Here is a 24,715-nt window from a genome sequence, read left to right on the forward strand (position 1 = left end):
CCGCGCACGGGCCGTCAGGGCGGAGCGAGGGCGTCCCGGACGAGATCGATGACCTCCTCGTCCGTCAGGCCCAGGGTGCGGGCCTCCGCGACCAGTGCCCCGGCCGCTGCGCCCAGGCGGGCCCGGCCGGGTGACGCGGCGTCGGTGAGCTGCGCCCCGCGGCCGCGGCGGAGATCGACCAGCCCCTCCTCGCGGAGGATCTGGTAACCGCGCAGCACGGTGTGCATGTTGACGTCGAGCGAGTCGGCGAGGCTGCGGGCGGGCGGCAGCCGGTCGCCGGGCCGCGCGGTGCCGTCGGCGACGGCGCGGCGGACGCAGGCGGCGATCTGCTCGGCCAGCGGCTGCGGGGAGGCGGGGTTCACGCGGAAGAGCACGGGCGGTCCTCCCGCGGGCACCGGACGAGCGCGGTGAGCAGCCCGGCGGCGGTGGCGGCGTCGGGGACGGAGACGAGGAACTCCCGTCCGTCGGTGAGCAGGACGGCGACGGCCCCGCCGGGCCGCAGCACCAGGCCGCTGCGCCCGGGACCGGAGCGGTACCCCTCGTCGCCGAAGACCCCGGTCCACCGGACCTCGCGGCGGTCGGCGGCGGCGATCCGCTCCAGCGGCACCCGCATCCACGGCCGGCGCACCAGCGGGAGGCGTACGGTCAGGCCGTGCCGGTCGACGGTGACCCGGACCCGGCCGGTGGCCGTGCTGATCGCGCCGATCAGGGCGGCCGGCAGCGCACCGGCGCCGGCCCCGGAGACCAGCAGGACGGCGGCGAGCCCCAGCAGGGCGGGGCCGAGGGTCCGCAGCAGCGGCGAGCCGACCGTGCGGGACCAGGAGACGACCTCCCCGGCGGCGAGCTCGATCGGGACGGGTGCCGGGGGAGCGGTCGGCCCGGACGGTGCCGGAGGCAGGACCGCGCCGCTCAGCAGCAGGCCGACCGCTGCCGCGAGGGCCGCGCCGCCGCCGCAGGCGGCCACGGCGAGCCCCGACAGGTGGGCGTCTGCCGCGCGGGCGGCATGGGCGTTGGCGACCGGCACCAGGCAGCACAGTGAGCCGAGCAGGGCCGCGGCCGCCCAGTCTCCTGCGGTCAGGGCGCGCCGGGCGCGGGACGGCATGCCGTCGGCGAGCGCCAGGCGGGCGAGGGAGTCGCCGGTGAGCGCGATCATCCCGAGGGCGGCGGCGAGGAAGCGCCAGGCGGGCAGGGTGCCGTCGGCGCCGCCGGCCGAGAAGTGCACGGCGAGCGGTTCGGGCAGCTGCGGCCGCAGCCGCGCGTACCCCAGCAGGACCGCCGCGGCGGCGGCGGCTGGAGGCAGGACGGTGACGGCGACCGCGGTGCGGGACGGCCGGGACGGTCGGGGTAACGGCAGGGTGGACACGGAGATCCCTCCAGGGATGCGAACGATCGCAGATTGTTCGCACCATTCTAGAACAACACCAGAACAGTGGCGGAACGATCTGCGATCGTCGCTGTGACCCTCCGGGTGCCTCCGCCCGGGAACGGCTCGGGGGCCCGGGGCTCGGGGAACGGCCCCGGGGCGGCCCGGCCCCGCCGTCAGGCGGCGGTGAGCGGCAGCAGGTCGGCGTGGTGGCGGCGGGTGACCTCGGGGTGCGCCCGCAGGTAGCCCTTCAGCTCGTTGCGGCCGAACTCGGCGAACAGCGGGTTCGCCGGGTCCTGGGTGGCGCCGGGCGCGTGGTGGGCCTGCGGGAACTCGAGCGGCTCGATGTGCGCGTCCAGCCGCGGGTTGTAGAAGAACGGCACCGAGAACCGCTCGCGGGCGCCGGGCGGGCTGACCACCCGGTGGCTGGTGGCCTTGAGGTAGCCGTCGGTGGCGACCTCCAGCAGCTCGCCGAGGTTGACCACGAAGGCGCCCTCCATCGGCGGCACCTCCAGGAAGGAGCCGTCCGCCCGCTCGACCTGCAGGCCGCCGACGGTGTCCTGCAGCAGCAGGGTGATGAAGCCGTAGTCCTTGTGCGAGCCGACGCCCTGCCCGGCGCCGTCCGGGGCGGTGCCGGGGTAGCGCACCAGCTTCAGCCGCAGGTGCGGGTGGCCGGCGAAGGCGTCGTCGTAGAAGTCGGGCCGGGCGCCGATCGAGGTGAGCAGCTCGTGCAGCAGCCTGCGGGCGACGGCGCCGAGCCGGTCGATCCAGTGCAGTGAGGCCTCGCGCAGCTCGGGCAGCGCGTCGGGCCACTGGTTCGGGCCCTCCAGCCACCAGTACGGCGGCTCGCCGGAGCCGGGCACGTGCGGGGGCAGCTCGGCACCGATGTCGAGCTGGTCGCGCCAGTCCTGGTTGCCGCCGGTGCGCTCGTCGCCGGTGCGGGTGTAACCGCGGAAGTGCGGGGAGTTGAGGTTGCTCACGGCCAGCCGGTCGGCCTCGGGGAGGGCGAAGAAGGCGTGCATCGCCTCGGTGAGCGCGGCGGTCTCGGCCGGGGTCACGCCGTGGCCGACGAGCTGGAAGAAGCCGACGTCGGTGGCGGCGGAACGGAGCGCCGCGTGGAGCCGTGCGCGCTCCTCGGCGCTGCCGTCGGCGAGCGAGAGGTCGATGACCGGGAGGTTCTCGGCACGGTCGTCGGTGCGGTCGTCGACGGTGCCGGTGGAAGCGGTGGGGCGGGACTGCTGGGTCATGGGTGACATCACCTGGGTGTCGAATGCCCCGGCGGGCCCGGCGGTCGCCGGGGACGCTGCCGCTGCCGCGCCGGGTGTGGGCGGTGCAGCGGGGCCGGGGGAGGGTGTGTGCCCGAAGGGCGGAGGACGAGCGGGATCAGCCGGAGCGTCGACAGGACATGCTCGTGACGCGGAGCAGGTCCACGTGGCGACGGCTGACGAGAAGGATCACGCCACCAGCGTAACGGACCGCGACGCGGCGGCGGCCGGGCCCTCGCCCCGCACGCCCGCCGCCCGGGGCGGGGGCTCACCCGCGCAGTGCGCGGGCCGCCCGTTCCCTCAGCTCGTTCTTTCTCACCTTGCCGCTGACCGTCATCGGGAAGCCCTCGACCACGTGCACGTGGCGGGGCGTCTTGTAGTGCGCGAGCCGGCCGCGGCAGAACTCGGCGACCTCCTCGGCCCCGAGGGTGCCGGCCGGGTCGCGCAGCACCACGAAGGCGCAGATCTCCTCGCCGTAGTGCTCGTCCGGCACGCCGACCACCTGGACGTCGGCGATCGCCGGGTGGGTGTGCAGGAACTCCTCGATCTCGCGCGGGTACACGTTCTCCCCGCCGCGGATGATCATGTCCTTGATCCGTCCGACGATCGCCAGGTAGCCGTCCTCGTGCATCACCGCGAGGTCGCCGGTGTGCATCCAGCCCTCGCCGTCGATCGCCTCGGCGGTGCGCTCCGGCTCGTTCCAGTAGCCGATCATCACCGAGTAACCGCGGGTGCACAGCTCGCCGGGCACACCGCGGCCGACCGTCCGCCCGGTCTCCGGCTCGACGACCTTCACCTCCAGGTGCGGCAGCACCCGGCCGACCGTGCCGGTGCGGTGCTCCAGGCCGTCGCCCAGGCGGGTCTGGGTGGAGACCGGCGAGGTCTCGGTCATCCCGTACGCGATGGCCACCTCGGCCATGTGCATCTCGGTCTGGACGCGCTTCATCACCTCCACCGGGCAGGGCGAGCCGGCCATGATGCCGGTGCGCAGCGAGGTGAGGTCGTAGGTCGCGAAGTCCGCGAGGCCCAGTTCGGCGATGAACATCGTCGGCACGCCGTACAGCGAGGTGGCCCGCTCGGCCTGGACCGCGTGCAGGGTGGCGGCCGGGTCGAAGCCCTGGCCGGGGATCACCACGCAGGCGCCGTGGCTGAGCGCCGCGAGGTTGCCCATCACCATGCCGAAGCAGTGGTAGAAGGGCACCGGCAGGCAGATCCGGTCCTGCTCGGTGTACCCGACCAGTTCGCCCACCCAGAAGCCGTTGTTGAGGATGTTGCGGTGCGAGAGGGTGGCGCCCTTCGGGAAGCCGGTGGTGCCCGAGGTGTACTGGATGTTGATCGGGTCGTCCGGCGCCAGGTCGGCGGGGAACCCCCCGTCCCCGTCGAGCTCCCGGAACTCCGGGTCGCCGATCCACAGCGTCTCCCGCAGGCCCGGGCACTCCTCGCGGATCTCGGCCACCATCGCCCGGTAGTCGCTGGTGCGGTACGCGGGCTGGGCGACCAGCAGGCCCACCCCGGACTGGTTCAGCGCGTACGCCAACTCGTGCGTCCGGTAGGCCGGGTTGATGTTCACCAGGATCGCGCCGAGCCGGGCGGTGGCGTACTGCACCAGCACCCACTCCGGGCAGTTGAGCGCCCAGATGCCGACCCGGTCGCCGCGGCCGACCCCGCGCGCCCGCAGGCCGCGGGCCACCCGGTCGACGTCCCGGCCGAGTTCGGCGTACGTCCAGCGGCGGCCGCTCGGCACGTCCACCAGCGCCTCGCGGTCCGGGTGGGCGGCGACCGCCCGGTCCAGGCACTGCCCGATCGTCTCGTCCAGCAGCGGCACGTCGGTGCGGCCGTGCGTGTGGGACGCCTGTGCGGTCACCGTTGACCTCCTGGGCCGGGAGCGGGCTGGGGGGGATCAGCCGGGACCAAGGCTTGCCACCCGGTGCCCCCGCGTCAAGAGCACACCGGCCCGGCGCGCCGCCGGGCCGTCCCGGGGAGGGTCCGGGGACGGACGGGGCGGGCGCTGTCACGGAGTTGTGACGAAAGCGGGAAGAAAACCGGTTCGTGGCGGGCGATGGTTCGCCTAGGGTCGATCCCATGGCGCGTCACAACTCCATCGGTTACCGCAAGAAGGTCGTTCTGGCAGCCCGTCTGGTCGGCGCGAGCGCCCTGGGTGGCGTCCTCGTCGCGGGCATCGCCCTCCCCGCCGTGGGGGCCGCCGGGCTCGGTGCGCAGTCGGCGGTGGAGGACTTCGACAGCCTGCCGGACGACTTCAGGACACCGCCGCTCTCCCAGGCGTCCACCGTCTACGACGCGGCCGGCGGGACGATCGCCACCATCTACAGCCGGGACCGCACGGTCGTCTCCTCCGACGCGATGTCGCCGCTGGTCAAGACCGCCCTGGTGGACATCGAGGACAGCCGCTACTACCAGCACGGCGCCGTCGACCTGAAGGGCGTGCTGCGCGCCCTCAACTCCAACGCGGCCTCCGGCACCACCGCGCAGGGCGCGTCCACCCTCACCCAGCAGTACGTCAAGAACGTCTTCGTCGACCAGGCGGGCGACGACGTGCAGAAGGTCCAGGAGGCGCAGCGGCAGACCCTGGACCGCAAGGTCCGCGAACTCAAGTACGCCATCAAGGTCGAGGAGACCCTGAGCAAGGACCAGATCCTCGCCAACTACCTCAACATCACCTTCTTCGGTGAGAAGGCGTACGGCATAGAGACGGCCGCCCAGCGGTACTTCAGCGTGCACGCCAAGGATCTGACGCTTCCCCAGGCCGCCCTGCTGGCAGGCCTGGTGCAGTCGCCGTCCGCCTACGACCCGATCGTCAACCCGGTCGCGGCGAAGGCCCGCCGCGACACCGTGCTGCGCCGGATGGCCGAGCTGGGGCACATCACCGCGGCGCAGGCGGCCGAGGCGATCGCCTCCCCGGTGGAGCTGAAGGTGACCCGGGCGCACCAGGGCTGCATCACCGCGGGGACGGGCGAGGGCTTCTTCTGCGACTACGTGCAGCGGGTGGTGCTGTCCGACCCGGCCTTCGGCAGGACTCCGGAGGAGCGGAAGGCGCTGTGGAAGCGCGGCGGGCTGCAGATCCGCACCACCCTCGACCCCAAGGCGCAGAAGGCGGTGCAGCAGGCCGTCACCGCGCACGCCGCACCCTCCGACCGGCCGGCCGCGGTGATGTCGGTCGTCCAGCCGGGCACCGGCAAGGTGCTGGCGATGGCGCAGAGCCGCCCGTACGGGCTCGGCAAGGACCAGACCACGATCAACCTGAACGTGCCGAAGCGGATGGGCGGCGGCCTCGGCTTCCCGACCGGCTCCACCTTCAAGCCGATCGTGGCCGCGGCGGCGCTGGAGAACGGCATCCCGGTGAGCCGCAGCTACACCTCGGGCTACAGCATGCCGTGGCCGGCGATGCAGGACTGCTCGGGCGGCCGCTTCCCGGAGGGCGGCGAGGTGCACAACGACGCCCGCAGCCTGACCGGCAGCTTCGCCATGCCGGCCGCGATGAAGCAGTCGGTCAACACCTACTTCGCCAACCTGGAGGCCGAGACCGGCCTGTGCGAGGTGGCGAAGACGGCGGCCAAGCTGGGCATCACCCAGCAGGCCGGCGGCGAGAAGCTCAGCGTGGTGCCGTCGATGACCCTCGGCAGCAACGACCTGACCCCGCTGGAGATGGCGAGCGTGTACGCGGCGTTCGCCGCCCACGGCACCTACTGCACGCCGACCGCGATCACCTCGGTGACCGGCCCGGACGGCAAGGCCCTGGGCGTGCCGAAGTCCGCCTGCACCGAGGCGATGTCGCGGACCACCGCGGACACCCTCACCGCGATGCTCCGCGGTGTGGTCGAGGACGGCGGCACCGGCAGCACCGCCGGCCTGTCCGACCGGGAGACGGCCGGCAAGACCGGTACCACCAACGAGGGCCGGCAGGTCTGGTTCGTCGGATACACCCCGGAGATGGCCGCCGCGACGGTCGTCAGCGACACCACGGACCCGGCCCCGCTGGAGGGCCAGCGGATGGGCGGCGAGCGGATCTACGCGGCCTTCGGCGGTACGGTCGCCGGCCCGATCTGGCGGCAGGCCGTCGAGGACGCCCTGGACGGCGTCCCCGCCGGGGAGTTCACCGCGGTGCGGCTGCCGGCCGCCACCGCGGATCCGTCCGGCCCCGAGCAGCAGGCCACGGAGACCGGCCGGCCGACCCCGGGCGGAGGACAGCCGTCCACCGGAGGGCCGACCCAGGGCGGACGGCCCACCCGGGGCGGCGACCAGACGGCCCCCGCGACGGGCCGGCCGAGCCCGGGCCCCGGGCGCCCGACCCACGGCACCACCGTGGAGCCGACCCCGGGCGCGGGGCAGCCGAGCCGGGCCGGCGGTCAGTAACCGGTCGCGCCGTCGAGACGCTCGCGCAGCAGGTCGGCGTGGCCGTCGTGGCGGGCGTACTCGGCGATCATGTGGACCAGGATGCGGCGCAGTGACACCGGCTGCCCGGTGGCCCGGTGCACGCCGGTGACGTCCAGGGAGGGGGCGGCGGCGACGATCTCCCGGGAGCGTTCGCACTCGGCCCGCCAGACGGCCAGCGCCTGGGCCGGGTCGCCGTCGAGGCTCTCGAAGTCCTGGTCGGGGTCGTCGTCGGAGTAGTAGAGCATCTCCGTCGCCAGCCCGGCGAACTGCAGGTGCAGCCACCAGCGCTCGACCCCGGCGAGGTGCCGCAGCAGCCCGTGCAGGGTCAGCCGGGACGGCGGTACGGCGTGCTCGGACAGCTGCGCGGGCGTCAGCCCGGCGCACTTGAGGGCGAGCGTCTCGCGGTGGTGGTCGAGGTAGGCGGTGAGGATCTCCCGCTCGTCGCCGACCAGCGGGAGGGCGGGCCGGGCGCCGCCGTCGTCCCACCCCTGGGCGTAGTTCTGCGGCGGGATCTCCGGCACGGGGTTCTCCGTCGCAGGGCTGTCGGGCTTCTCGGGGTTCTCGGTCATGCCGCCAGCCTGGCACGGGCCACCGACAGCACTTCCGGAGCGGCGTGTCAGGACGCCCCGGCGCCGAAGGGGCAGCCCCCGCCGGCCTTCCCCTCGGCGGGCCCGTCGACGGACCCTGCGGCCGGTGCCTCGAACGTCCCGAGCTCGGAGATGCGGTAGCCGTGGGGGTAGCCGCGGACCTGCCGGCCGTCCCGGGCCAGATGGGGCTTGCGGCGCGGCGGCAGCAGCCGGACCAGCCGGCCGCGCAGCCGCATCCCGCCGCGGACCAGCGCGGTGAGCAGGGCCGGCGGCCTGGCGTAGCCGAACGCCTCCCGCAGCGGGTCGTCCAGCAGGCAGATCGAGGCGCGCCGCATCTGGGCGCCGAGCGGGCGCGGGTACCAGCTCGCGGTGAGGTCCAGGGTGGCGTCGGAGACCGCCCGGCCGCCCTCGTCGAAGGCGAAGTTCGCCTTCTCGTAGGCGTCCAGCAGCTCCTCGAACTCCTCGTACGTCCCCGGGACGTCCCGCAGGCCCATGTGCCGGCCGAGCTCGCGGTAGTAGTTGACGGCGGCGCGGATCTCGTGTGCGGAGTACGGGCGCCAGCCGTAGTCGTCCAGCCAGCGCTTGGGCACCACCACGAAGGTGGCGAGGACGTAGACGAAGTCCTCGTTGGAGATCTCGTACCGCCGGTGCATCCCGTTCATCCGCCGGATCGCCTCGCGGCCCTGCGCCGAGTCGAAGCCGTGTTCCAGCACGGCCTCCAGGATCAGCACGGTGTCGTCGTACCGCTTCTGCGCGCGGCCGGTGAACTCGCCCGTCCGGGCCAGCAGCCGGCCGATGGAGGGCACCGCGTAGGTGCGGTAGAGCGCGAAGCCCAGCGACTGGTTGGTGTCCCAGGGGAACTCGTACCAGCTGCTGATCCGGTAGATCTCCGCGTAGTCGGTCTCCGGGTCGAGCTGCCGGATGCGGTCCAGCCGGTCGTGACGCTTCATCATGAACCTTCCGACGGGCCGGGGCGGGAGCGGTCCCGACTGTAGGGGCTGTCCAAGATCACGGTCAACGGCGCCGTCCGGCGTACCGCCCGCCCTGCCGCGTCCCGTGGTGCCCGCTGGGCCGCGCGCCGTGTCGCGGAGGTGTGCGGACCGCCGCGGGTGCAGGGTGGAGGGGTGACGGTGCACGGACGGCGGCGCCCGGCTGCCCTGCGCGGGGCGTGGCAGCGAGCCCATGCGCTGGTGATGATCCCGCTGGGATTCATCGTGCTGATATCGGTGGTCGACCTGGCCTCCCCGAGCGACGTGCACCTCGGCCCGCTGCTGGTGGTCGCGCCCGCGATCACCGCCTCCTTCGCCGGCGCCTGGCTCACCGGCCTGATCGGCGCCCTGGCGGCGGCCGCGCAGGTGGTCATCGGGATCTTCCACGGCGGCCTGTTCACCGCCAACCACGAGACGCAGATCATCGCGCTGGTGCTGGTCTCCACGCTGATCGTGCTGTACTGCCGCGTCCGGGAGAGACGCGGGCGCGAACTCACCCGGGTGCGCTCGGTCTCCGAGACGGTGCAGCGGGTGCTGCTGAGGCCGCTGCCCGACCGGCTGGGGCCGCTCCGGCTCGCCGCCCTCTACCTGCCCGCCGAGAACGAGGCGCTGCTCGGCGGGGACCTGTACGCCGCGACCCGGGTGCCCGGCGCCACCCGGGTGCTGATCGGCGACGTCCGCGGCAAGGGTCTGACCGCCATCGAGGACGCCGCCCAGGTGCTCGGCGCCTTCCGTGAACTCGCCCACCACCACACCGGACTGCCCGGTCTCGCCGCCGCCCTCGACGCCGGCTTCGCCCGGCACCTGGCCGAGACCGCGGGGAGCGCCGGGGCCGCCGGGGGCGCGGGCGGGGACGCCGGGAGTGCGGACGCGGCGGCGGGCGAGGACGACGCCGTCGAGCGCTTCGTCACCGTGCTTCTCGCCGATCTGCCCGACGACCCGGTGGAGCCGGTGCGGATGGCCAACTGCGGGCACCCGCCGCCGCTGCTGCTGGCCGAGGGGAAGCCCGTCCGCACCCTGGAGGCGGTCGACTCCGCCCCGCCGATCGGGCTCGGCACCCTGCCCGGCGCGCACTACCGGCAGGACGCCTACGAGGTGCACTCCGGCGAGACCCTGCTGCTCTACACCGACGGCGTCACCGAGGCCCGCGACGGCGGACGGGCCTTCTACCCGCTCGCCGAACGCGCCGCCGACTGGGGCGGCACCGCCCCGTCCGCGCTGGTCGACCGGCTCCGCCGCGACCTGCTGGCGCACGTCGGCGGGCGGCTGAAGGACGACGCCGCGGCGGTGGCCATCGAACGGGCCTGAGCGGGCGCCGTCCGACGGAGGCCGGGGTTCGGGCGTCGGGGGATCCCGGGCGCCACAGGGGCTCGGGCGCCGTGGGCTCAGGCGCCGGCCGGGCGCTCCTGGACGGCCCAGCCGTTGCCGTCCGGGTCGGCGAAGAAGACGAAGGAGTTCCAGTCCCCGCCCTTGCCCTCGGCCTTCACCCCGTCCTCGAAGTGCTGCACCGGGCTGACCTCGACACCGCCCTCGACCAGGGCCGCCCGGGCCGCCTCGATGTCGTCCACCACCAGCTGCAGGCCCTGCATCGAACCGGGCTGCGAGTCGCTGACCCCGGTGCCGACGATGATCGAACAGGCCGAGCCCGGCGGGGTCAGCTGGACGATCCGGGCCTCCTCGCCGATCCGGCTGTCGGTGTCGACCACGAAGCCGACCCGGTCGGCGTAGAAGTGCTTGGCCCGGTCCACGTCGGAGACCGGGACCACCACCACTTCGAGCTTCCAGTCCACGATCTTCCCGCCTCCGCCCGTCGTTCCCGCCGGCTGCGGCCCGGCCGCCCGCCTGACCCCACCCACTGTGCTGGACGGGCCACTCGGCGTCCCGGCCGACACGCAGGGTCGCAGGCCGTGTGTACCTGCGGCTCGGTCAGGCGATTCGGACTTGAAGAATGGCGAACGGATGTTCGATCCTGGGAGTGTGCCCATTATCGAAAATGTGTTCGTACGGTCGGCGGCGGCCCCGCCGACCGGCGAGGACGCACTGCTGCCGGTCCTCCCGGCCCTGGCCCCGCTGCTCCCCGGCGGTGCCCTGCGCCGCGGCACCGCGGTCTCCGTCGCCGGCGACACCGCACTCCTGCTGGCGCTCGCCGCCGGCAGCGTGGCCGCCGGCGACTGGGCCGCCGCGATCGGCCTGCCCGACCTGGGGCTCGCCGCCGCCGCCGGCTACGGCCTCGACCTGCACCGGCTGCTGCTCGCCGACGACCCCGGCCCGCACTGGCCCGAGGTGGTCTCCGCCCTCGCCGGCGCCGTCGGCGTGATCCTGCTCCGCCCCACCGGCCCCGTCGCCCCCCAGCTCGCCGCCCGCCTCACCGCCGTCCTGAGGCGCGGCGGCTGCGCCCTGCTGGTCGCCGGCCCCTGGCCCGGTGCGGGACTGCGGCTCAGCGTCCGCTCCGGCCGCTGGTTCGGCCTCGGCCACGGGTACGGGCAACTCCGCGGCCGCCAGGTCGAGATCGCCGCAGAGGGCCGCGGCACCGCCACCCGCCTCCGGACCGCCCGGCTCTGGCTGCCCGACGAACACGGCACCGCCCGCCCGGTCGAGTCGGGCTCCCGGCCGCTCGACGCCCCGCTCGACGTGCCGTTCGCGCCGCCGCTCGACGCACGGTTCGGGGCGCCGTTCGGGGCCGCGCCGGGCGCTTCGTCCGAGAGCGCGTCCGAGGACCCGCCGGCCGCCCCGCTCGGCCTGCCGGGAAGCCGGTCGGCCCCGGCCCCGCTGCACCGGCCCGCCCCCGGGCCGGCCGCGGCCGCCGTGGCGGTGGTCTGACATGGCCGAACCGCAGCCCCAGGTGCCCCGCGTCCTCGTGGTGTGGTGCCCGGACTGGCCCGTCGTCGCCACCGCACCCGCCGGGGGGGACCGCGGACCGGTCGCCGTGGTGGTCTCCGGCCACGTCCTGGCCTGCTCGGACGAGGCCCGCAGCTCCGGGGTCCGACGCGGCCAGAAGCTCCGGCTCGCCCAGCGGCTCTGCCCCGAACTGCGCCTGCGCGAACGCGACCCGGAGGCCGAGGCCCGGCGCTTCGAACCGGTCGCCGCCGCGGTCGAGGCCTTCACCCCCCGGGTCGAGGTGCTCCGGCCCGGCCTCTGCGCGATCCCGGTCAAGGGTCCCGCCCGCTACTTCGGCGGCGAAGAGGCCCTGGCCGGCAGGATCCGCGCGGCGGTCGCCGTCGCCCTCGCCGCCCCGGACGAAACCGCAGGCGCCCGCACCCCCTACGAGAACGAGCCCGACCCCGGCGGAGCCCCGGCGCCGCGTGCGGACGGACAGGACGGGCCCGGCCACCCGTACGCCGCCCCCGACGCCCGGCCGCAGACCCCTCTGCACGCCGTCCCCGGTGCCGACCCGGCCGGCCGGCCGAACGCCGCCCCCGAGGCCGACCCCGCCGCCCACCCGCAGGGCGCCCCTGCGGTGGGGAGTGCTGCGCCGGAGGCCGCCCCCGGGCCGCCGTCCGGGCTGGTGGGGGTGGCGGACGGGCTGTTCGCGGCGGTGCTCGCGGCCCGGGCGGGGGTGCTGGTGCCGGTGGGGCGCACGGCCGAGTTCCTGGCCCCCTACCCGGTGGCGGCGCTCGGCGACGAGGACCTCGCCGATCTGCTGGGCCGCCTCGGCATCCACACGGTCGGTGCGTTCGCGGTGCTCTCCGGCGAGGCCGTCGCCGACCGGTTCGGCCCCGCGGGCACGGCCGCGCACCGGCTGGCCCGCGGCCTGCAGGCCCGTCCGCTGACACCCCGCAGATCCGGCCCCGACCTGACCGTCGAGCAGCGCTTCGACCCGCCGGAGGAGTCCTCCGAGCCGCTGGTCTTCGTCGGCCGGGCACTCGCCGAGCGGTTGCACGCCCGGCTCGGCGAGGCCGGACTCGCCTGCCAGCGCGTCGCCGTCGAGGTGACCTGCGCCGACGGCAGCACGGCATCCCGGCTGTGGCGGCACGAGGGCAGGCTGGGCTCCCCGGCGCTGGCGGAACGGGTCCGCTGGCAACTGCAGGCCTGGCAGGGCGCAGGGCGCTTCCCGGAGGAGGCCGGCGGGTTCACCGCGCTGCGGCTCGTCCCGGACGGCCTCGTCCCGGACCGCGGACGGCAGTTGGCGCTCTGGGGACAGGCCGTCGTCGAGGACCGGGTGGAGCGCGCGGTCGCCCGCGTCCAGGCGCTGCTCGGGTACGCGGGGCTGCGCCGGGTCGAGCCGGCCGGCGGCCGCGGCCCCGGCGAGTGGGCGGCCCGCACCACCTGGACGGAGGACTCCGGGGAGCGGCACACCGCCGCGGCCACCGCCCCCTGGCCCGGCCGGGTGCAGGATCCGGCGCCGTCGGTGGTGCCCCGCGCCCCGGTGCCGGTCACCGTGCTGGACGCGGCCGGGCAGCCGGTCGGCGTGGACGGCCGCGCCGAGGTCTCCGCCCCGCCGGCCCGGATCGCCCTGGAGGGCCGCGTCCTGGAGGTCACCGGCTGGACGGGCCCCTGGCCCGCGGTCGAGCACTGGTGGGACCCGGCCCGGGCCCGCCGCCGGGCGCGCTTCCAGGTCGCCGTCGCCGACGGCCGGGCACTGCTGCTCACCGTCGAGGGCGGCCACTGGTACGTGGAGGGCGCCTACGACTGACGGCACAGCGCCCGCAGGCACGGCACCCGCAGGCACGGCACCCGCAGGCACACGACGCGCCGACACGGCACACGCCGGACCCGGACCACCGGGCCCACCACCCCACGACCGACCGGCAGGGGGAGCCGGACGGACGACCTACGGAGCACCACCCCCGATGGGATTCACCAGCCACCCCTCGCTCCCCTGGAGCGAACTCCACCGCCGGATGTCCGGCCGGCCCGCGCCGTCCGGCGGCACCGTGGTGCCGCTGCGCCGCCGCCAGCCGCAGGAACCGCCCCCGCCGCCCGCACCCGGTATCCCGGCCTGGGCCGAACTGCACGTGCACTCGGCCTTCAGCTTCCTGGACGGCGCCAGCGACCCCGAGGTGCTGACCGCCGAGGCCGCCCGGCTCGGCGTGGAGGCGATCGCGCTCACCGACCACGACGGCCTGTACGGCGCCGTCCGGTTCGCCGAGACCGCCAAGGAGTCCGGGGTGCGCACCGTCTTCGGCGCCGAACTCTCGCTCACCCCGGACGACCACCTGCTGGTGCTCGCCCGCTCCCCGGAGGGCTACCGCAGGCTGTCCGCCGCGATCAGCGCCGCCCAGCTGCGCGGCGGCGCCAAGAACCGCCCCGCGTACGACTTCGCCGAGCTCGCCGCCGCCCACCGCGGCGAGTGGGCGGTGCTCACCGGCTGTCGCAAGGGCCGTGTCCCGGCCGCCCTGGCCACCGTCGGCGAGGAAGCCGCACTGCGCGAACTCCGCGCCCTCGCCGAGGCGTTCGGCCGGGAGAACGTCTTCGTCGAACTGATCGACCAGCGGCTGCCCGGCGACGACCTGCGCAACGACCGGCTGGCCGCCCTCGCCGCCCGGTCCGGGCTGACCGCCGTCGCCTCCAACAACGCGCACCACGCCGCCCCCGCCCAGGGCCGGCTCGCCCAGGCCCTCGCCGCCCTGCACGACCGCCGCACCCTGCGCGACGCGGCCGGCTGGACGATGGCCGCCGGCACCGCGCACCTGCGCTCCGGCCGCGAGATGGCCGCCCGGCTGGCCCGCTTCCCCGGCGTCCGGGAGGCCACCGTCGACCTCGCCCGGGCCTGCGCCTTCGACTTCGGCGGCCTCGAACCCCGGCTGCCCGGCTTCCCCGTGCCGGAGGGGCACACCGAGATCAGCCACCTGCGCGCCATGGTCGTCGAGGCCGGCCCGGCCCGCTTCGGCCCCGACAACGAACCCGCACTGCGCCAACTCGCCCGCGAACTCGACGTCATCGACCAGCTCGACCTGGCCGGCTACTTCCTCATCGTCCACGACATCGTCGCGTTCTGTCGCCGCCAGGACATCTGGTGCCAGGGCCGCGGCTCGGCCGCCAACTCCGCGGTCTGCTACGCCCTCGGCATCACCGCCGTCGACCCGCTGCACTACGGCCTGCTCTTCGAGCGCTTCCTCAGCGTGGAGCGCGACGGCCCGCCCGACATCGACCTCGACATCGAGAACCGCCGCCGCGAGGAGGTCATCCAGTACGTCTACCGCCGCTACGGCCGCGAGCACGCCGCCCAGGTCGCCAACGTCATCACCTACCGGCCCCGGCTGGCGCTGCGCGACGCCGCCCGGGCGCTCGGCTACCCGAGCGGCCAGATCGAGGCCTTCACCAAGCAGGTCGACTTCCGTTCCGCCCCCGCCGCGGACGCCCTGATCCCCGCCGACGTGCTCGGCCTCGGCGAGCAACTCCTCGGCCTGCCGCGGCACCTGGGCATCCACTCCGGCGGCATGGTGCTCACCCGGGAGCCGGTCGGCGAGATCTGCCCCACCGAGTGGGCCCGGATGCCCGGCCGTTCCGTCCTGCAGTGGGACAAGGACTCCACCGCGGGCGCCGGACTCGTCAAGATCGACCTGCTCGGCCTCGGCATGCTCTCCGCCCTGCACGACACCTGCGACCTGATCGCCGCCCACTCCGGCGACCGGTACACCCTCGCCGACATCCCCGACGACGACCCGGCCGTGTACGAGATGCTCTGCCGCGCCGACACGGTGGGCCTCTTCCAGGTCGAGTCCCGCGCCCAGATGGCCACCCTCCCCCGGCTGCGCCCCCGGCACTTCTACGACCTGGTGGTCGAGGTCGCGCTGATCCGCCCGGGCCCGATCCAGGGCGGATCCGTCCACCCGTACCTGCGCCGCCGGGCCGGCACCGAACCCGCCCACTGCCCGCACCCGTTGATGGAACGCGCCCTCGGAAAGACCCTCGGCGTACCGCTGTTCCAGGAGCAGATGATGCAACTCGCCATCGACTGCGCCGGGTTCAGCCCCGCCGAGGCCGACCGGCTGCGCCAGGCGATGGGCGCCAAGCGCTCCCACCAGCGGGTCGCCGAACTCCGCGAACGCCTGCTGCAGGGCATGGCCGAACGCGGCATCCCCGCCGAGACCGCCGAGGACGTCTACACCAAGATCGAGGCCTTCTCCAACTACGGCTTCCCGGAGAGCCACGCGATCAGCTTCGCCTACCTCGTGTACGCCAGCGCCTGGCTCAAGTACCACCACCCGGCGGCCTTCACCTGCGCCCTGCTGGCCAACCAGCCGATGGGCTTCTACTCGCCGCTCAGCCTGATCACCGACGTCCGGCGGCACGGGGTGCGGGTCCGCGGGGTGGACGTCAACGCCTCCGCGGCCGGGCCCGTCCTGGAGCCGGAGGACGAGCCCTCCGCCCCGCCGCCGCTCACCGCCGGCAAGCCGCAGCCGGCGATCCGGCTCGGGCTGTCCGCCGTCCGCGGCCTCGGCGACGCGCAGGCCGAACTCGTCGCCGCCGGACAGCCGTACACCGACCTGGAGGACTTCGCCCGCCGCACCGCGCTGCCCGCCCCCGTGCTGGAGGCCCTGGCCACCGCCGGCGCCTTCGGCTGCTTCGGCCTGACCCGGCGTCAGGCACTGTGGTCGGCCGGGGTGTACGCGGCCTCGGGCCCCGACACCATCCCGGGCACCGCCCCGGGCGCGACCGCCCCGCCGCTGCCCGCGATGACCCCGGTCGAGGAGACCATCGCCGACCTGTGGGCGGTCGGCGCCTCCGCCACCAGCCATCCGGTGCAGCACCTGCGGGACGCGCTCAACCGCGGCGGCGCGCTCACCGCCGCCCAGTTGGGCGCCGTCCCGCCCGGTACGCCGGTGGTGGTCGGCGGACTGGTGACGCACCGCCAGCGGCCGCCGACGGCCGGCGGGGTGCTCTTCATCAGCCTGGAGGACGAGACCGGCCTGATCAACGTCATCTGCAGCCGTCCGGTCTGGGAGTCCCGCCGCCGCACCGCCCTCGACCGGGCCGGCCTGCTCGTCCGCGGCCACGTGGAGCGCCACCACGGCGCCACCAACCTGGTCGCCACCCGCCTCGACCCGCTGCGGATCGGCCTGTGAACCGCCTCCGGAGGGGCGTCAGGCCAGGGCCGCCGCCACGGCCGCCTCGGCGTGCAGCCTGGTCGTCGGGAAGACCGGCACCGGGCTGTCCGCCGCCCCGACCAGCAGTTCGATCTCGGTGCAGCCCAGCACCACGCCCTCGGCACCGCGGGCCACCAGATCGGCGATCACCTCGCGGTAGGCGGCCCGGGACTCCTCGCGGACCACGCCGAGGCACAGCTCCTCGTAGATCACCCGGTGCACCTCGGCCCGGCCCGGACCGTCCGGCACCAGCACCTCCAGGCCGTGGCCGGCGAGGCGGCCGCGGTAGAAGTCCTGCTCCATGGTGAAGGCGGTGCCCAGCAGACCGATCCGGCGCAGCCCCGCGGCCCGGACGGCCCCGGCCGTGGTGTCCGCGAGGTGCAGCAGCGGCACGTCCACCGCCGCCGCGACCCGGTCGGCCACCTTGTGCATGGTGTTGGTGCAGATCAGCAGCAGCTCGGCGCCGGCCGCGGCCAAGGCCTTTGCGGCACCTGCCAGCACCTCGCCCGCCTCGTCCCAGCGGCCGGCGGTCTGCAGCCGCTCGATCTCGGCGAAGTCCACCGAGTACAGCACGCACCTCGCCGAGTGCAGCCCGCCGAGCCGCTCCCTGGTGAGCTCGTTCAGCAGCCGGTAGTACTCGGCGGTCGACTCCCAGCTCATCCCGCCGATCAGTCCGATCGTCCTCATCGCGCCACTCTCGCACACCGCCGCGTCGGCCCGCCCCGGAGGCTCAGCAACACCGCACCTCGGCCCCGGCCCGGGTGAAGTCGCCGGCCGCGAGGGCCCCGGCCGGGATCGTGAAGTAGAGCGACCCGGCGTCGCCCCAGCCCCAGTTCAGTGCGGCGTCGCCGGCGAGCTGCAGCAGGTGGACGGCGGGCCCGTCGGCGTCGCGGGCGGTCACCGGGGAGCTGTAGGAGGTGTCCGGCCAGCCGAAGGCGCGGTGGCGGTCGGCGGTGTTCCCGTTCAGGCCGTCCATGGCGTCGAGGATCAGCGAGGGGGCGCCCCAGTGCGCGTCCCGGTCGAAGGCGAGGTCCTCGTCCTCGACGTCCCAGCCGTCCGGCAGCATCACCACCCCGGCGGCGTGCAGCGGGACGGCCGGCCACCGGTGCGCGGGCTCGGGCGCGTCCGTCTCCACGGCCCGCGCCGGGTGGGCCGGGAGCACCCGGTACATCGCGGGGGAGGAGGTGTCGAGCTTCGCGTACTCCTCGTACGGGACGTCCGGGTCGAGCTGGAAGAAGTTCAGCAGGCCGGGCCGGACGGGCAGGTGGTCGCCGAGCCAGGGCGCGAGCGCGTCGGTGTCGAGGACGGCGAGCAGCGAGAGCGGCATGCCGTCGTGGACGGGCCAGGGGGTGTCGGGCTCCAGCAGGGCGGGGCCGCCGAGCCGGCAGTGTCCGGTGGCCGGGGCGCCGACCGCCGTGCGCTCCAGCCGGAAGCCGCGGCGGGCCAGCGCGGCGAACTGCCCGCCGGCCTCCTCGCCGAGCCGTTCGGCGCAGATCCGGTGCAGGGCGGCGGGGTCGTCGAACTCCATGCCCGCGATCATCGCAGCGCCCGGGAAACCGGTTGGCAGCGGGCCGCCGCGGCGGGTACGACTGGTGGCCATGACCCTCACCGGACCCGGCTTCGCCCCCGCCCCGCTCGACCTCGGGGACGTCCTTCTGCTGCCCTGGGGCGCCGGGCTGCTGCGCTACGCCCCGGGCGTCGCCCGGATCGTCGCGGACGAGGAGGTCGCGCTGTGGAACCCGATCCACGAGACCGACCCCGAGGCGTGGATCCTCGGCCACGCGGACGGAGGCAGCGGGGACATCGCGGGCTTCGCCGTGCTGGACGCGGCCACCGCGGCGCTGCTCGGCACGGTCGGCCTGTACTGGCCGAACCGCGCCGACGGGCAGGCCGCCATCGGCTACCGGCTGCTGCCGGAGGCCCGCGGCCGCGGGGTGGCGACCCGGGCGACCGCGGCCGCCACCCGCTGGGCGTTCACCACCGCGGGCGCCCGCCGGATCGAGCTGTGCCACGCCGTCGGCAACACCGCCTCCTGCCGGGTCGCCGAACGCTGCGGCTTCCCGCTGGAGGGCATCCTGCGGGCCTCGCACCGCTACGGCGACGGCCGCCACCACGACGAGCACCTGCACGCCCGCCTGGCCGGCGACCCGGAGCCGGTGCCGTTCGGCGCGGGCCGCTGAGGGCTCACTCCCGGGCGGTCGGCATGCCGATCAGGACGGGCCCGCCCGCCGCGCCGCGGGTGCAGGAGTCGTGGCAGTCGGCGTCCAGGCTGCAGCAGAGCGAGCAGATGGTGCCCTGGTGGAACGGGCAGTGCGCGGTGTCCGGCACCTCGTACGCGGTCTCGCAGACCGTGCACACCCGGGTGTCGGTGGCATCGGCGTTGCCGGCGTCCGGGTTGGGCCGGGCCAGGTAGTAGCGGCCCTTGGTGGCCCATGCGATCAGCGGGCTCAGCGCCATGGCCAGGACCAGCGCGACGAACGGGCTGAAGGCCTTCGCGTACGTGCCGAACCAGCCGAAGAACGCGGCGATGGAGACCGCGGCGGCCACGCACATCGCCCCGAACCCCGCCGGGTTGACGGCGTACAGGTGCGCCCGCTTGAACTCGATGTGCTTCGGGCTCAGCCCCAGCGGCTTGTTGACCACCAGGTCGGCGGTGACGGCGCCGATCCAGGCGATCGCCACGTTGGAGTAGAAGCCCAGCAGGCTGCCCAGCGCGCTGAACATGTTCATCTCCATCAGCAGCAGCGCGATGCCGCAGTTGAGGAAGATGTACCAGACCCGGCCGGGGTGGCGGTGCGTCAGCCGGGAGAAGAAGTTCGACCAGGAGAGCGAGCCGGAGTAGGCGTTGGTCGAGTTGATCTTGATCTGCGAGACGACCACGAACAGGCCGGCCAGCGGCAGTGCCGCCGCGCCCAGCCAGGGCCGCAGCGACTCCACGTAGGGCGCGATCGGCTCCAGCGCCCTGGTCTCGCCGACCGCGTCCAGCGCGGCGAACGCCAGCAGCGCGCCGCCCAGTTGCTTCAGCGCACCGATCACCACCCAGCCCGGACCGGCGGCCAGCACCGCGAGGTCCCAGCGGCGTGCGTTCTCCGGCGTCCGCCTCGGCATGAACCGCAGGTAGTCCGCCTGCTCGCCGATCTGCGCGATCAGCGACAGCGCCACGCCCGTGCCGAGCCCGAAGCCGAGCAGGGTGAATCCGGAGCCGACCCCGCCGGTGCCGCCGAAGTGCGTGAACGCGCCGAAGACGCCGGGGGAGTGGAACGCCAGCACCACGAACGGCGCGACCAGCCCGATGATCCACACCGGCTGCGTCCACGCCTGCATCCGGGCGATCCAGCTCATCCCCTTGAACACGATCGGGATCACGATCAGCGTGGTCAGCAGGTAGCCGACCGGCAGCGGGATGTGCAGCACCTCGTGGAAGGCCTGCGCCATGATCGAGCCCTCGAGGGCGAAGAAGATGAAGGTGAAGCTCGCGTACACCAGCGAGGTCAGTGTCGAGCCGAGGTAGCCGAAGCCCGAACCGCGGGTCAGCAGATCCATGTCGACCCCGTTCGCGGCGCACGCCCGGGCGATCGGGATGCCGGTCAGGAAGATCACCACGGCGGCCGCCAGGATCGCCGCCAGCGCATTGGTGAAGCCGTACGACATCACGATGCCCGCGCCGATCGCGTAGTCCGCGAGGTAGGCGATCCCGCCGAGCGCGGTCGACGCCACCGCCGTCGGCGACCAGCGGCGGAAGGAGTGGGGGGCGTACCGCAGCGAGTAGTCCTCCAGGGACTCGTCCGCCGCGCTGCCGCGGTACGAGCGGCGCGGCCCGGTCTCCGGCCGTCCGCCGTCGTCGGGCCGGGTCGGGGCGTGCGGGCTGGTCGTGTCGGTCATGTCACCGCTCCCGTCTGTCCTCGGGTTGTGCGGCGAGGGTAGGGACGAGGGGTTAAGCGCACCGGCGCGCCGCGGTTTCACCGCCGTAACCGCATCCGGTCGGTGACGCACCGTCAACCGGACGCGCCGACGGACCCGTGCGGGCGGGGCCTGCCGGCCGACGATCCGGCAGGCCCGCGGCGGTCAGCGCAGCGGCTCGCGGTCCTTGCCGGGCGGACCGGCGAAGGCCTGCACGATCGGCAGCCAAGCCCGCGCGGTGTCGCCGACCGCGGTCAGCGAGAGGTCGTCCGGGTGCCGCCGCCGGGTGGCGAGCAGGCAGAAGTCCAACGCCGGCCCGGTGATCCGGTCGGCCGCGTCCTCGACGCCCCACGCCCACGACTCGCCCGCCGGGCCGATGAGTTCGACCCGCACCGGCACCTGTGGCGCGGGCAGGCCGTTCACCGAGAACGCGAACCCCATGGTCCGCACCCCCAGGTGCGCGATGTGCCGCAGCCGGGCGGTCGGCGGCCGCACGGCCCCCAGCGCGTCGGCGACGTCCTGCCCGTGCGCCCAGGTCTCCATCAGCCGCGCGGTGGCCATCGACGGCGCCTTCATCGGCGGCCCGAACCACGGCAGCCGGGTGTCCGGCGCCACCGCCGCCAGTGCCGCCGCGAGCTCGGCCCGGCCCGCCCGCCAGCGCCCGAGCAGCACCTCCGGCGGCTCGCCGACCCCCTCGGCCGCACCGTGCTCGACCACGTCGAACCCCGCCTCGAAGGCCTGCTGCGCCTCGGTCGTGAAGCGCTCCGGGTCGCTCGCCGCGAGCAGCGACCACTGGTCCGTCCAGGCCAGGTGAGCCAGCTGGTGGGCGATCGTCCACCCCTCGGCCGGGGTGGCCCTCGCCAGCCCCGCGGCGTCCAGGTCCGCCACCAGGGCGTCCAGTCCGTCGCTCTCCGCCGCGAGGTCCGCGAGCAGCGCGGTGATGTCGGCCATCCGTCTCCCCTTCTCGTCCATGTCCCGTGGTGCGGGCAGGCCCATCCTGCTGCCGCACATCTCCCCGAACCAGGGGGCCCGTGTGAGAATCGCCCGGTGAGGAGCGCAGCCCCCGAGCCCCCGGACACCCGCGCCGCCGAGCTGGTCCGCTCCGCGGTGCTCGCCGACCTGGCCCGCCGGGTGGTCGCCGACTGTGGCGCGGACGTCGGTCTGGTCGGCGTGCCCGAGGCCCAAGGGGCCCGGGACGCCCAGGAGGCCCGGGACGCCATGGTGCTCCGCCACTGGGCCGGCACCCGCGCCGACCTGCTGCACAACCTCCGGGTGCCCTCCGGCACCGGCCTCGGCGGCCGGGCCCTCGCCGAACGCGCGCCCGCCTGGGTGCCCGACTACCGGGCCGCGACCACCATCTCGCACCACTACGACGCCGCGGTCGGCGCCGACGACCTGCACGCGATGCTCGGCGTGCCGCTCGTCCACGACGGCGCCGTGCACGGCGTGGTGTACGCGGCGCTGCGCACCGTGGTGCCGTTCGGCGACGTGCGGATCGGCGCGGTCGCCGAGCTCGCCCGGACGGCCACCCGGGCGCTGGCGGGGGCTGCGGCCTGGGGCGGCCGGGCGGCCGTCCGCTCGGCCGAGGCGGGGCTCACCCCGCGCGAGCACGAGGTGCTGCGCTGGGCGGCGACCGGCCGGACCAACCCGGAGATCGCCGCCCGCCTCGGCCTCAGCAGCCACACCGTGACGGGTTACCTGAAGAGCGCGATGCACAAGCTCGGCGCCCGCAACCGGGTCGAACTGGCCGTCGCGGCCCGCGAGTGGGGCATCCTCGGCTGACCCGCCGGATCCGGCGGGCCGTCAGCTGACGCCGCGCTCCCGGCCGGACCAGTACGGCTCGCGCAGCCGGAACTTCTGGAGCTTGCCGGTGGCCGTACGGGCCAGCGCGGTGCGGAACTCCACCGAGGTGGGCGACTTGTAGCCGGCCAGCCGCTGCTTGCAGTGCGCGATCAGCTCGGCCTCGTCGGCCTTCGCGCCCTCGCGGAGCACCACCAGCGCCTTGATCGTCTCGCCCCACTTCTCGTCGGGCACGCCGATCACCGCGACCTCCTCGACCGCAGGGTGGCCGTACAGGCAGTCCTCGACCTCGATCGAGGAGACGTTCTCGCCGCCGGTGATGATGACGTCCTTCTTGCGGTCGGAGATGGTGAGGTAGCCGTCGGTGAGGGTGCCGCCGTCCCCGGTGTGGAACCAGCCGTCCTGCAGTGCGGCCGCCGTCTCGTCGGGGCGCTCCCAGTAGCCGTCCAGCACGGTGTTGGAGCGGACGAGCACCTCGCCCTGGCCGTCCACCCGCACGGTGGTGCCGAGTGCGGGCGCCCCGGCCTGGACCAGTTTCTCGGCGCGCTCGGCGGGCGGCAGGACGTCCCACTCGGCCCGGGTGCGGTTCACGGTGACCGCGGGCGAGGTCTCGGTCAGCCCGTACAGCTGCATGAACTCCCAGCCCAGCTCGGCCTCGACGCGCTGGACCACGGAGGTCGGCGGGGGCGCGCCGGCCACCACCATCCGCACCCGGTCCCGGCCGGGCACCGGCCCGTCCCAGGTCTCGGCGGCGGCCAGCACGGAGGCGACCACGGCGGGGGCGCCGCACAGGAAGGTCACCCCGTGCTGCTCGACCCGGCGCAGGATCTCGGTGCCGTCCACCTTGCGCAGCACCACGTGCCGGCCGCCGACGCCGGTGATCACGTACGGCAGGCCCCAGCCGTTGGCGTGGAACATCGGCAGGGTGTGCAGGTAGACGTCCCGGTCGCCCGCCCCGAAGTGCAGGCCCATGAGCGTCGCGTTCAGCCACAGGTTGCGGTGGGTGAGCCGGACTCCCTTGGGGCGGGCGGTCGTTCCGCTGGTGTAGTTGATCGTCGCGGTGTCCGACTCGGCGACCGGGTGCCGCACCGGCTCGCGGTCGAAGGCGTACAGCTCCCGGTCGCTCTCCGCGCCGAGGACGAAGCGGTGCTCGGCCGGTACCCCGGCCAGTGCGTCCGCCACCTCGGGGTCCATCAGCAGCACCGAGGCGCCGCTCTGTTCGACGATGTAGGCGACCTCCTCGGCCTTCAGCCGGAAGTTCACCGGCACCAGCACCCGGCCGAAGCCGCTCACCCCGAAGAAGGAGGTCATCAGGCGGGCGGAGTTCTGCGAGACGACGGCCACCCGCGCGCCGGGCCCGACCCCGAGCCGGTCCAGGCCGGCGGCCTGGGCGCGGGCCAGTTCGGCCATCCTGCGGTAGGTCACCTCGCCCCAGGACTCGGCGGGCTGCACCGGTTCGTCGACGATCCCGACTCGGTCGCCGTACACCTGCTCGGCCCGGTCGAGGAAGTCCATCACGGAGAGTGGAGTCTGCATGGGGCCACTGTGCCTGTGGCCCCGGCGCCCGGACACCCCCGATCGGGGGTGTTACGCACAACGGCGTACCCCCGCCGACGGGGCGCCCCGGGCGGCCGCACCGCCGCGCGTCGCACCGCCGCGGCGGACGGACCGGACCCATGCTGGGAGTGACACGCTGCCGGACGGAGAGGCGGGCACACCATGGCGAGGATCGCGGTCTTCGGCGCCAACGGGTCGATCGGCCGGTGCGTCGTCACCGAGGCGCTCGCGCGGGGGCACCGGGTCACCGCGGCCGTCCGCGACCCCGCCCGCTACCAGGGGCTGACCCCGGAGGTCGCCCGCGGCGACGTGCTCTCCGCCGAGGACGTCGCCCGGGTCGCCGAGGGCCAGGACGTGCTGGTCAGCGCGGTCGGCGGCGGCGACGGGCCGGGTGCCCGGCGGCTGATCGAACCGGCCGCCCGCGCCCTGGTCGGCGGTCTGCGGGCGCTGGGCTCGGCCGCCCCGCGGCTGATCGTCGTCGGCGGCGCCGGGAGCCTGGAGACCGCCCCCGGCATCTGCGTCTGGGACACCCCCGGGCTGGCCGCCGACGTGCGGGAGATGATGCACGCGCACGGCGAGGCGCTCACCTACCTGCGCACCGTCGCCGACCTGCAGTGGACGGTGCTCAGCCCGGCGGCCGACCTCCTCCCGGGCGAACGCACCGGGCACTACCGCACCGACACCGACCGCCTGGTGATCGATGCCGAGGGCCGCAGCGCCATCAGCATCCCCGACTTCGCGGTCGCGCTGGTCGACGAGATCGAGCAGCCCCGGCACCTCGGCGAGCGCTTCACCTGCGCCCACTGAGAGCCCCGTCCCAGAGCCCCCGTGG

General features: G+C 75.0%; 20 protein-coding genes. 8 read left to right on the forward strand and 12 right to left on the reverse strand.

Annotation, left to right across the window (positions count from 1 at the left end):
* Window positions 1-14: 14 nt before the first annotated feature.
* The 4 genes from KSNIM_RS29025 to KSNIM_RS29040 form a co-directional block, all read right to left on the reverse strand.
* Window positions 15-374: a GntR family transcriptional regulator gene (locus KSNIM_RS29025; protein ID WP_263106083.1), complete on the reverse strand. Its 360-nt coding sequence runs from the start codon at window positions 372-374 to the stop codon at window positions 15-17.
* Window positions 359-1,363 (reverse strand): hypothetical protein, encoded by a 1,005-nt coding sequence (locus KSNIM_RS29030; RefSeq protein WP_263106084.1) that lies wholly within the window; start codon window positions 1,361-1,363, stop codon window positions 359-361. Before KSNIM_RS29030 ends, KSNIM_RS29025 begins: the two co-directional genes overlap by 16 nt.
* A gap of 176 nt (window positions 1,364-1,539) precedes the next feature.
* Window positions 1,540-2,610, reverse strand: coding sequence for an isopenicillin N synthase family dioxygenase (locus KSNIM_RS29035; RefSeq protein ID WP_263106085.1), 1,071 nt, complete (start codon window positions 2,608-2,610; stop codon window positions 1,540-1,542).
* 286 nt (window positions 2,611-2,896) lie between these two features.
* Window positions 2,897-4,492 (reverse strand): AMP-binding protein, encoded by a 1,596-nt coding sequence (locus KSNIM_RS29040; RefSeq protein ID WP_263106087.1) that lies wholly within the window; start codon window positions 4,490-4,492, stop codon window positions 2,897-2,899.
* Between the two features lie 218 nt (window positions 4,493-4,710).
* Between KSNIM_RS29040 and KSNIM_RS29045 the strand changes: the two genes are divergently transcribed.
* Window positions 4,711-6,999 (forward strand): transglycosylase domain-containing protein, encoded by a 2,289-nt coding sequence (locus KSNIM_RS29045; RefSeq protein WP_263106088.1) that lies wholly within the window; start codon window positions 4,711-4,713, stop codon window positions 6,997-6,999.
* On the opposite strand, the gene KSNIM_RS29050 is transcribed toward KSNIM_RS29045, so the two are convergent.
* Together KSNIM_RS29050 and KSNIM_RS29055 are read right to left on the reverse strand one after the other, a co-directional pair.
* Window positions 6,993-7,589, reverse strand: coding sequence for a DinB family protein (locus tag KSNIM_RS29050; protein ID WP_263106089.1), 597 nt, complete (start codon window positions 7,587-7,589; stop codon window positions 6,993-6,995). The genes KSNIM_RS29045 and KSNIM_RS29050 overlap by 7 nt on opposite strands.
* A gap of 47 nt (window positions 7,590-7,636) precedes the next feature.
* The gene (locus KSNIM_RS29055; protein ID WP_263108154.1) at window positions 7,637-8,557 is read right to left on the reverse strand and encodes an oxygenase MpaB family protein; all 921 of its coding nucleotides are present in this window, start codon (window positions 8,555-8,557) and stop codon (window positions 7,637-7,639) included.
* 243 nt (window positions 8,558-8,800) lie between these two features.
* Here KSNIM_RS29055 and KSNIM_RS29060 point away from each other — a divergent pair, with 243 nt between their 5' ends.
* Entirely contained in the window at window positions 8,801-9,904 is a 1,104-nt protein-coding gene (locus tag KSNIM_RS29060; protein ID WP_263106090.1) for a PP2C family protein-serine/threonine phosphatase, read from the forward strand.
* Window positions 9,905-9,981: 77 nt separating this feature from the next.
* Here the strand turns inward: KSNIM_RS29060 and KSNIM_RS29065 are convergent, their stop codons facing one another.
* Complete coding sequence (locus tag KSNIM_RS29065) at window positions 9,982-10,386, reverse strand: VOC family protein (protein WP_263106091.1); 405 nt, start codon at window positions 10,384-10,386, stop codon at window positions 9,982-9,984.
* A gap of 205 nt (window positions 10,387-10,591) precedes the next feature.
* Between KSNIM_RS29065 and KSNIM_RS29070 the strand changes: the two genes are divergently transcribed.
* From KSNIM_RS29070 to KSNIM_RS29080, 3 genes are all read left to right on the forward strand, one after another.
* Complete coding sequence (locus KSNIM_RS29070; RefSeq protein WP_263106092.1) at window positions 10,592-11,416, forward strand: hypothetical protein; 825 nt, start codon at window positions 10,592-10,594, stop codon at window positions 11,414-11,416.
* 1 nt (window position 11,417) lies between these two features.
* Window positions 11,418-13,229, forward strand: coding sequence for a hypothetical protein (locus KSNIM_RS29075; RefSeq protein WP_263106093.1), 1,812 nt, complete (start codon window positions 11,418-11,420; stop codon window positions 13,227-13,229).
* A 157-nt stretch (window positions 13,230-13,386) separates the two neighbouring features.
* Window positions 13,387-16,605: an error-prone DNA polymerase gene (locus tag KSNIM_RS29080; protein ID WP_263106094.1), complete on the forward strand. Its 3,219-nt coding sequence runs from the start codon at window positions 13,387-13,389 to the stop codon at window positions 16,603-16,605.
* 18 nt (window positions 16,606-16,623) lie between these two features.
* On the opposite strand, the gene KSNIM_RS29085 is transcribed toward KSNIM_RS29080, so the two are convergent.
* Window positions 16,624-17,313: an aspartate/glutamate racemase family protein gene (locus KSNIM_RS29085; RefSeq protein WP_263106095.1), complete on the reverse strand. Its 690-nt coding sequence runs from the start codon at window positions 17,311-17,313 to the stop codon at window positions 16,624-16,626.
* Window positions 17,314-17,356: 43 nt separating this feature from the next.
* A complete protein-coding gene (locus tag KSNIM_RS29090; protein WP_263106096.1) occupies window positions 17,357-18,154 on the reverse strand; it encodes a YwqG family protein in 798 nt (265 codons plus the stop codon).
* A 70-nt stretch (window positions 18,155-18,224) separates the two neighbouring features.
* On the opposite strand from KSNIM_RS29090, the gene KSNIM_RS29095 reads away from it, so the two are divergent.
* Window positions 18,225-18,806, forward strand: a complete 582-nt coding sequence (locus KSNIM_RS29095) for a GNAT family N-acetyltransferase (protein WP_263106097.1) — start codon at window positions 18,225-18,227, stop codon at window positions 18,804-18,806.
* A gap of 4 nt (window positions 18,807-18,810) precedes the next feature.
* Here KSNIM_RS29095 and KSNIM_RS29100 read toward each other — a convergent pair whose 3' ends face one another.
* Both KSNIM_RS29100 and KSNIM_RS29105 read right to left on the reverse strand, forming a co-directional pair.
* Window positions 18,811-20,508: a purine-cytosine permease family protein gene (locus KSNIM_RS29100; RefSeq protein ID WP_263106098.1), complete on the reverse strand. Its 1,698-nt coding sequence runs from the start codon at window positions 20,506-20,508 to the stop codon at window positions 18,811-18,813.
* 183 nt (window positions 20,509-20,691) lie between these two features.
* Window positions 20,692-21,477 carry a TIGR03084 family metal-binding protein gene (locus KSNIM_RS29105; RefSeq protein WP_263106099.1) on the reverse strand — a complete coding sequence of 262 codons (786 nt, stop codon included), beginning with the start codon at window positions 21,475-21,477 and terminating at the stop codon, window positions 20,692-20,694.
* A 96-nt stretch (window positions 21,478-21,573) separates the two neighbouring features.
* On the opposite strand from KSNIM_RS29105, the gene KSNIM_RS29110 reads away from it, so the two are divergent.
* Complete coding sequence (locus tag KSNIM_RS29110) at window positions 21,574-22,308, forward strand: helix-turn-helix transcriptional regulator (RefSeq protein ID WP_263106100.1); 735 nt, start codon at window positions 21,574-21,576, stop codon at window positions 22,306-22,308.
* A gap of 21 nt (window positions 22,309-22,329) precedes the next feature.
* On the opposite strand, the gene KSNIM_RS29115 is transcribed toward KSNIM_RS29110, so the two are convergent.
* Window positions 22,330-23,862, reverse strand: coding sequence for an AMP-binding protein (locus KSNIM_RS29115; RefSeq protein WP_263106101.1), 1,533 nt, complete (start codon window positions 23,860-23,862; stop codon window positions 22,330-22,332).
* A 183-nt stretch (window positions 23,863-24,045) separates the two neighbouring features.
* On the opposite strand from KSNIM_RS29115, the gene KSNIM_RS29120 reads away from it, so the two are divergent.
* Entirely contained in the window at window positions 24,046-24,690 is a 645-nt protein-coding gene (locus KSNIM_RS29120; protein WP_263106102.1) for an NAD(P)-dependent oxidoreductase, read from the forward strand.
* The last annotated feature ends 25 nt before the right edge of the window (window positions 24,691-24,715 follow it).

Origin of the sequence: Kitasatospora sp. DSM 101779 (assembly GCF_025655475.1) — a bacterium.
Lineage (GTDB): Bacteria > Actinomycetota > Actinomycetes > Streptomycetales > Streptomycetaceae > Kitasatospora.

What these genes read in the sequence shown, in the direction of transcription:
- KSNIM_RS29105 (WP_263106099.1), bottom strand. Translation starts at nt 21,477, where the DNA reads ATGGCCGACATCACCGCGCTGCTCGCGGACCTCGCGGCGGAGAGCGAC.
- KSNIM_RS29100 (WP_263106098.1), bottom strand. Translation starts at nt 20,508, where the DNA reads ATGACCGACACGACCAGCCCGCACGCCCCGACCCGGCCCGACGACGGC.
- KSNIM_RS29115 (WP_263106101.1), bottom strand. Translation starts at nt 23,862, where the DNA reads ATGCAGACTCCACTCTCCGTGATGGACTTCCTCGACCGGGCCGAGCAG.
- KSNIM_RS29120 (WP_263106102.1), top strand. Translation starts at nt 24,046, where the DNA reads ATGGCGAGGATCGCGGTCTTCGGCGCCAACGGGTCGATCGGCCGGTGC.
- KSNIM_RS29035 (WP_263106085.1), bottom strand. Translation starts at nt 2,610, where the DNA reads ATGACCCAGCAGTCCCGCCCCACCGCTTCCACCGGCACCGTCGACGAC.
- KSNIM_RS29060 (WP_263106090.1), top strand. Translation starts at nt 8,801, where the DNA reads ATGATCCCGCTGGGATTCATCGTGCTGATATCGGTGGTCGACCTGGCC.
- KSNIM_RS29075 (WP_263106093.1), top strand. Translation starts at nt 11,418, where the DNA reads ATGGCCGAACCGCAGCCCCAGGTGCCCCGCGTCCTCGTGGTGTGGTGC.
- KSNIM_RS29080 (WP_263106094.1), top strand. Translation starts at nt 13,387, where the DNA reads ATGGGATTCACCAGCCACCCCTCGCTCCCCTGGAGCGAACTCCACCGC.
- KSNIM_RS29045 (WP_263106088.1), top strand. Translation starts at nt 4,711, where the DNA reads ATGGCGCGTCACAACTCCATCGGTTACCGCAAGAAGGTCGTTCTGGCA.
- KSNIM_RS29055 (WP_263108154.1), bottom strand. Translation starts at nt 8,557, where the DNA reads ATGAAGCGTCACGACCGGCTGGACCGCATCCGGCAGCTCGACCCGGAG.
- KSNIM_RS29090 (WP_263106096.1), bottom strand. Translation starts at nt 18,154, where the DNA reads ATGGAGTTCGACGACCCCGCCGCCCTGCACCGGATCTGCGCCGAACGG.
- KSNIM_RS29095 (WP_263106097.1), top strand. Translation starts at nt 18,225, where the DNA reads ATGACCCTCACCGGACCCGGCTTCGCCCCCGCCCCGCTCGACCTCGGG.
- KSNIM_RS29085 (WP_263106095.1), bottom strand. Translation starts at nt 17,313, where the DNA reads ATGAGGACGATCGGACTGATCGGCGGGATGAGCTGGGAGTCGACCGCC.
- KSNIM_RS29050 (WP_263106089.1), bottom strand. Translation starts at nt 7,589, where the DNA reads ATGACCGAGAACCCCGAGAAGCCCGACAGCCCTGCGACGGAGAACCCC.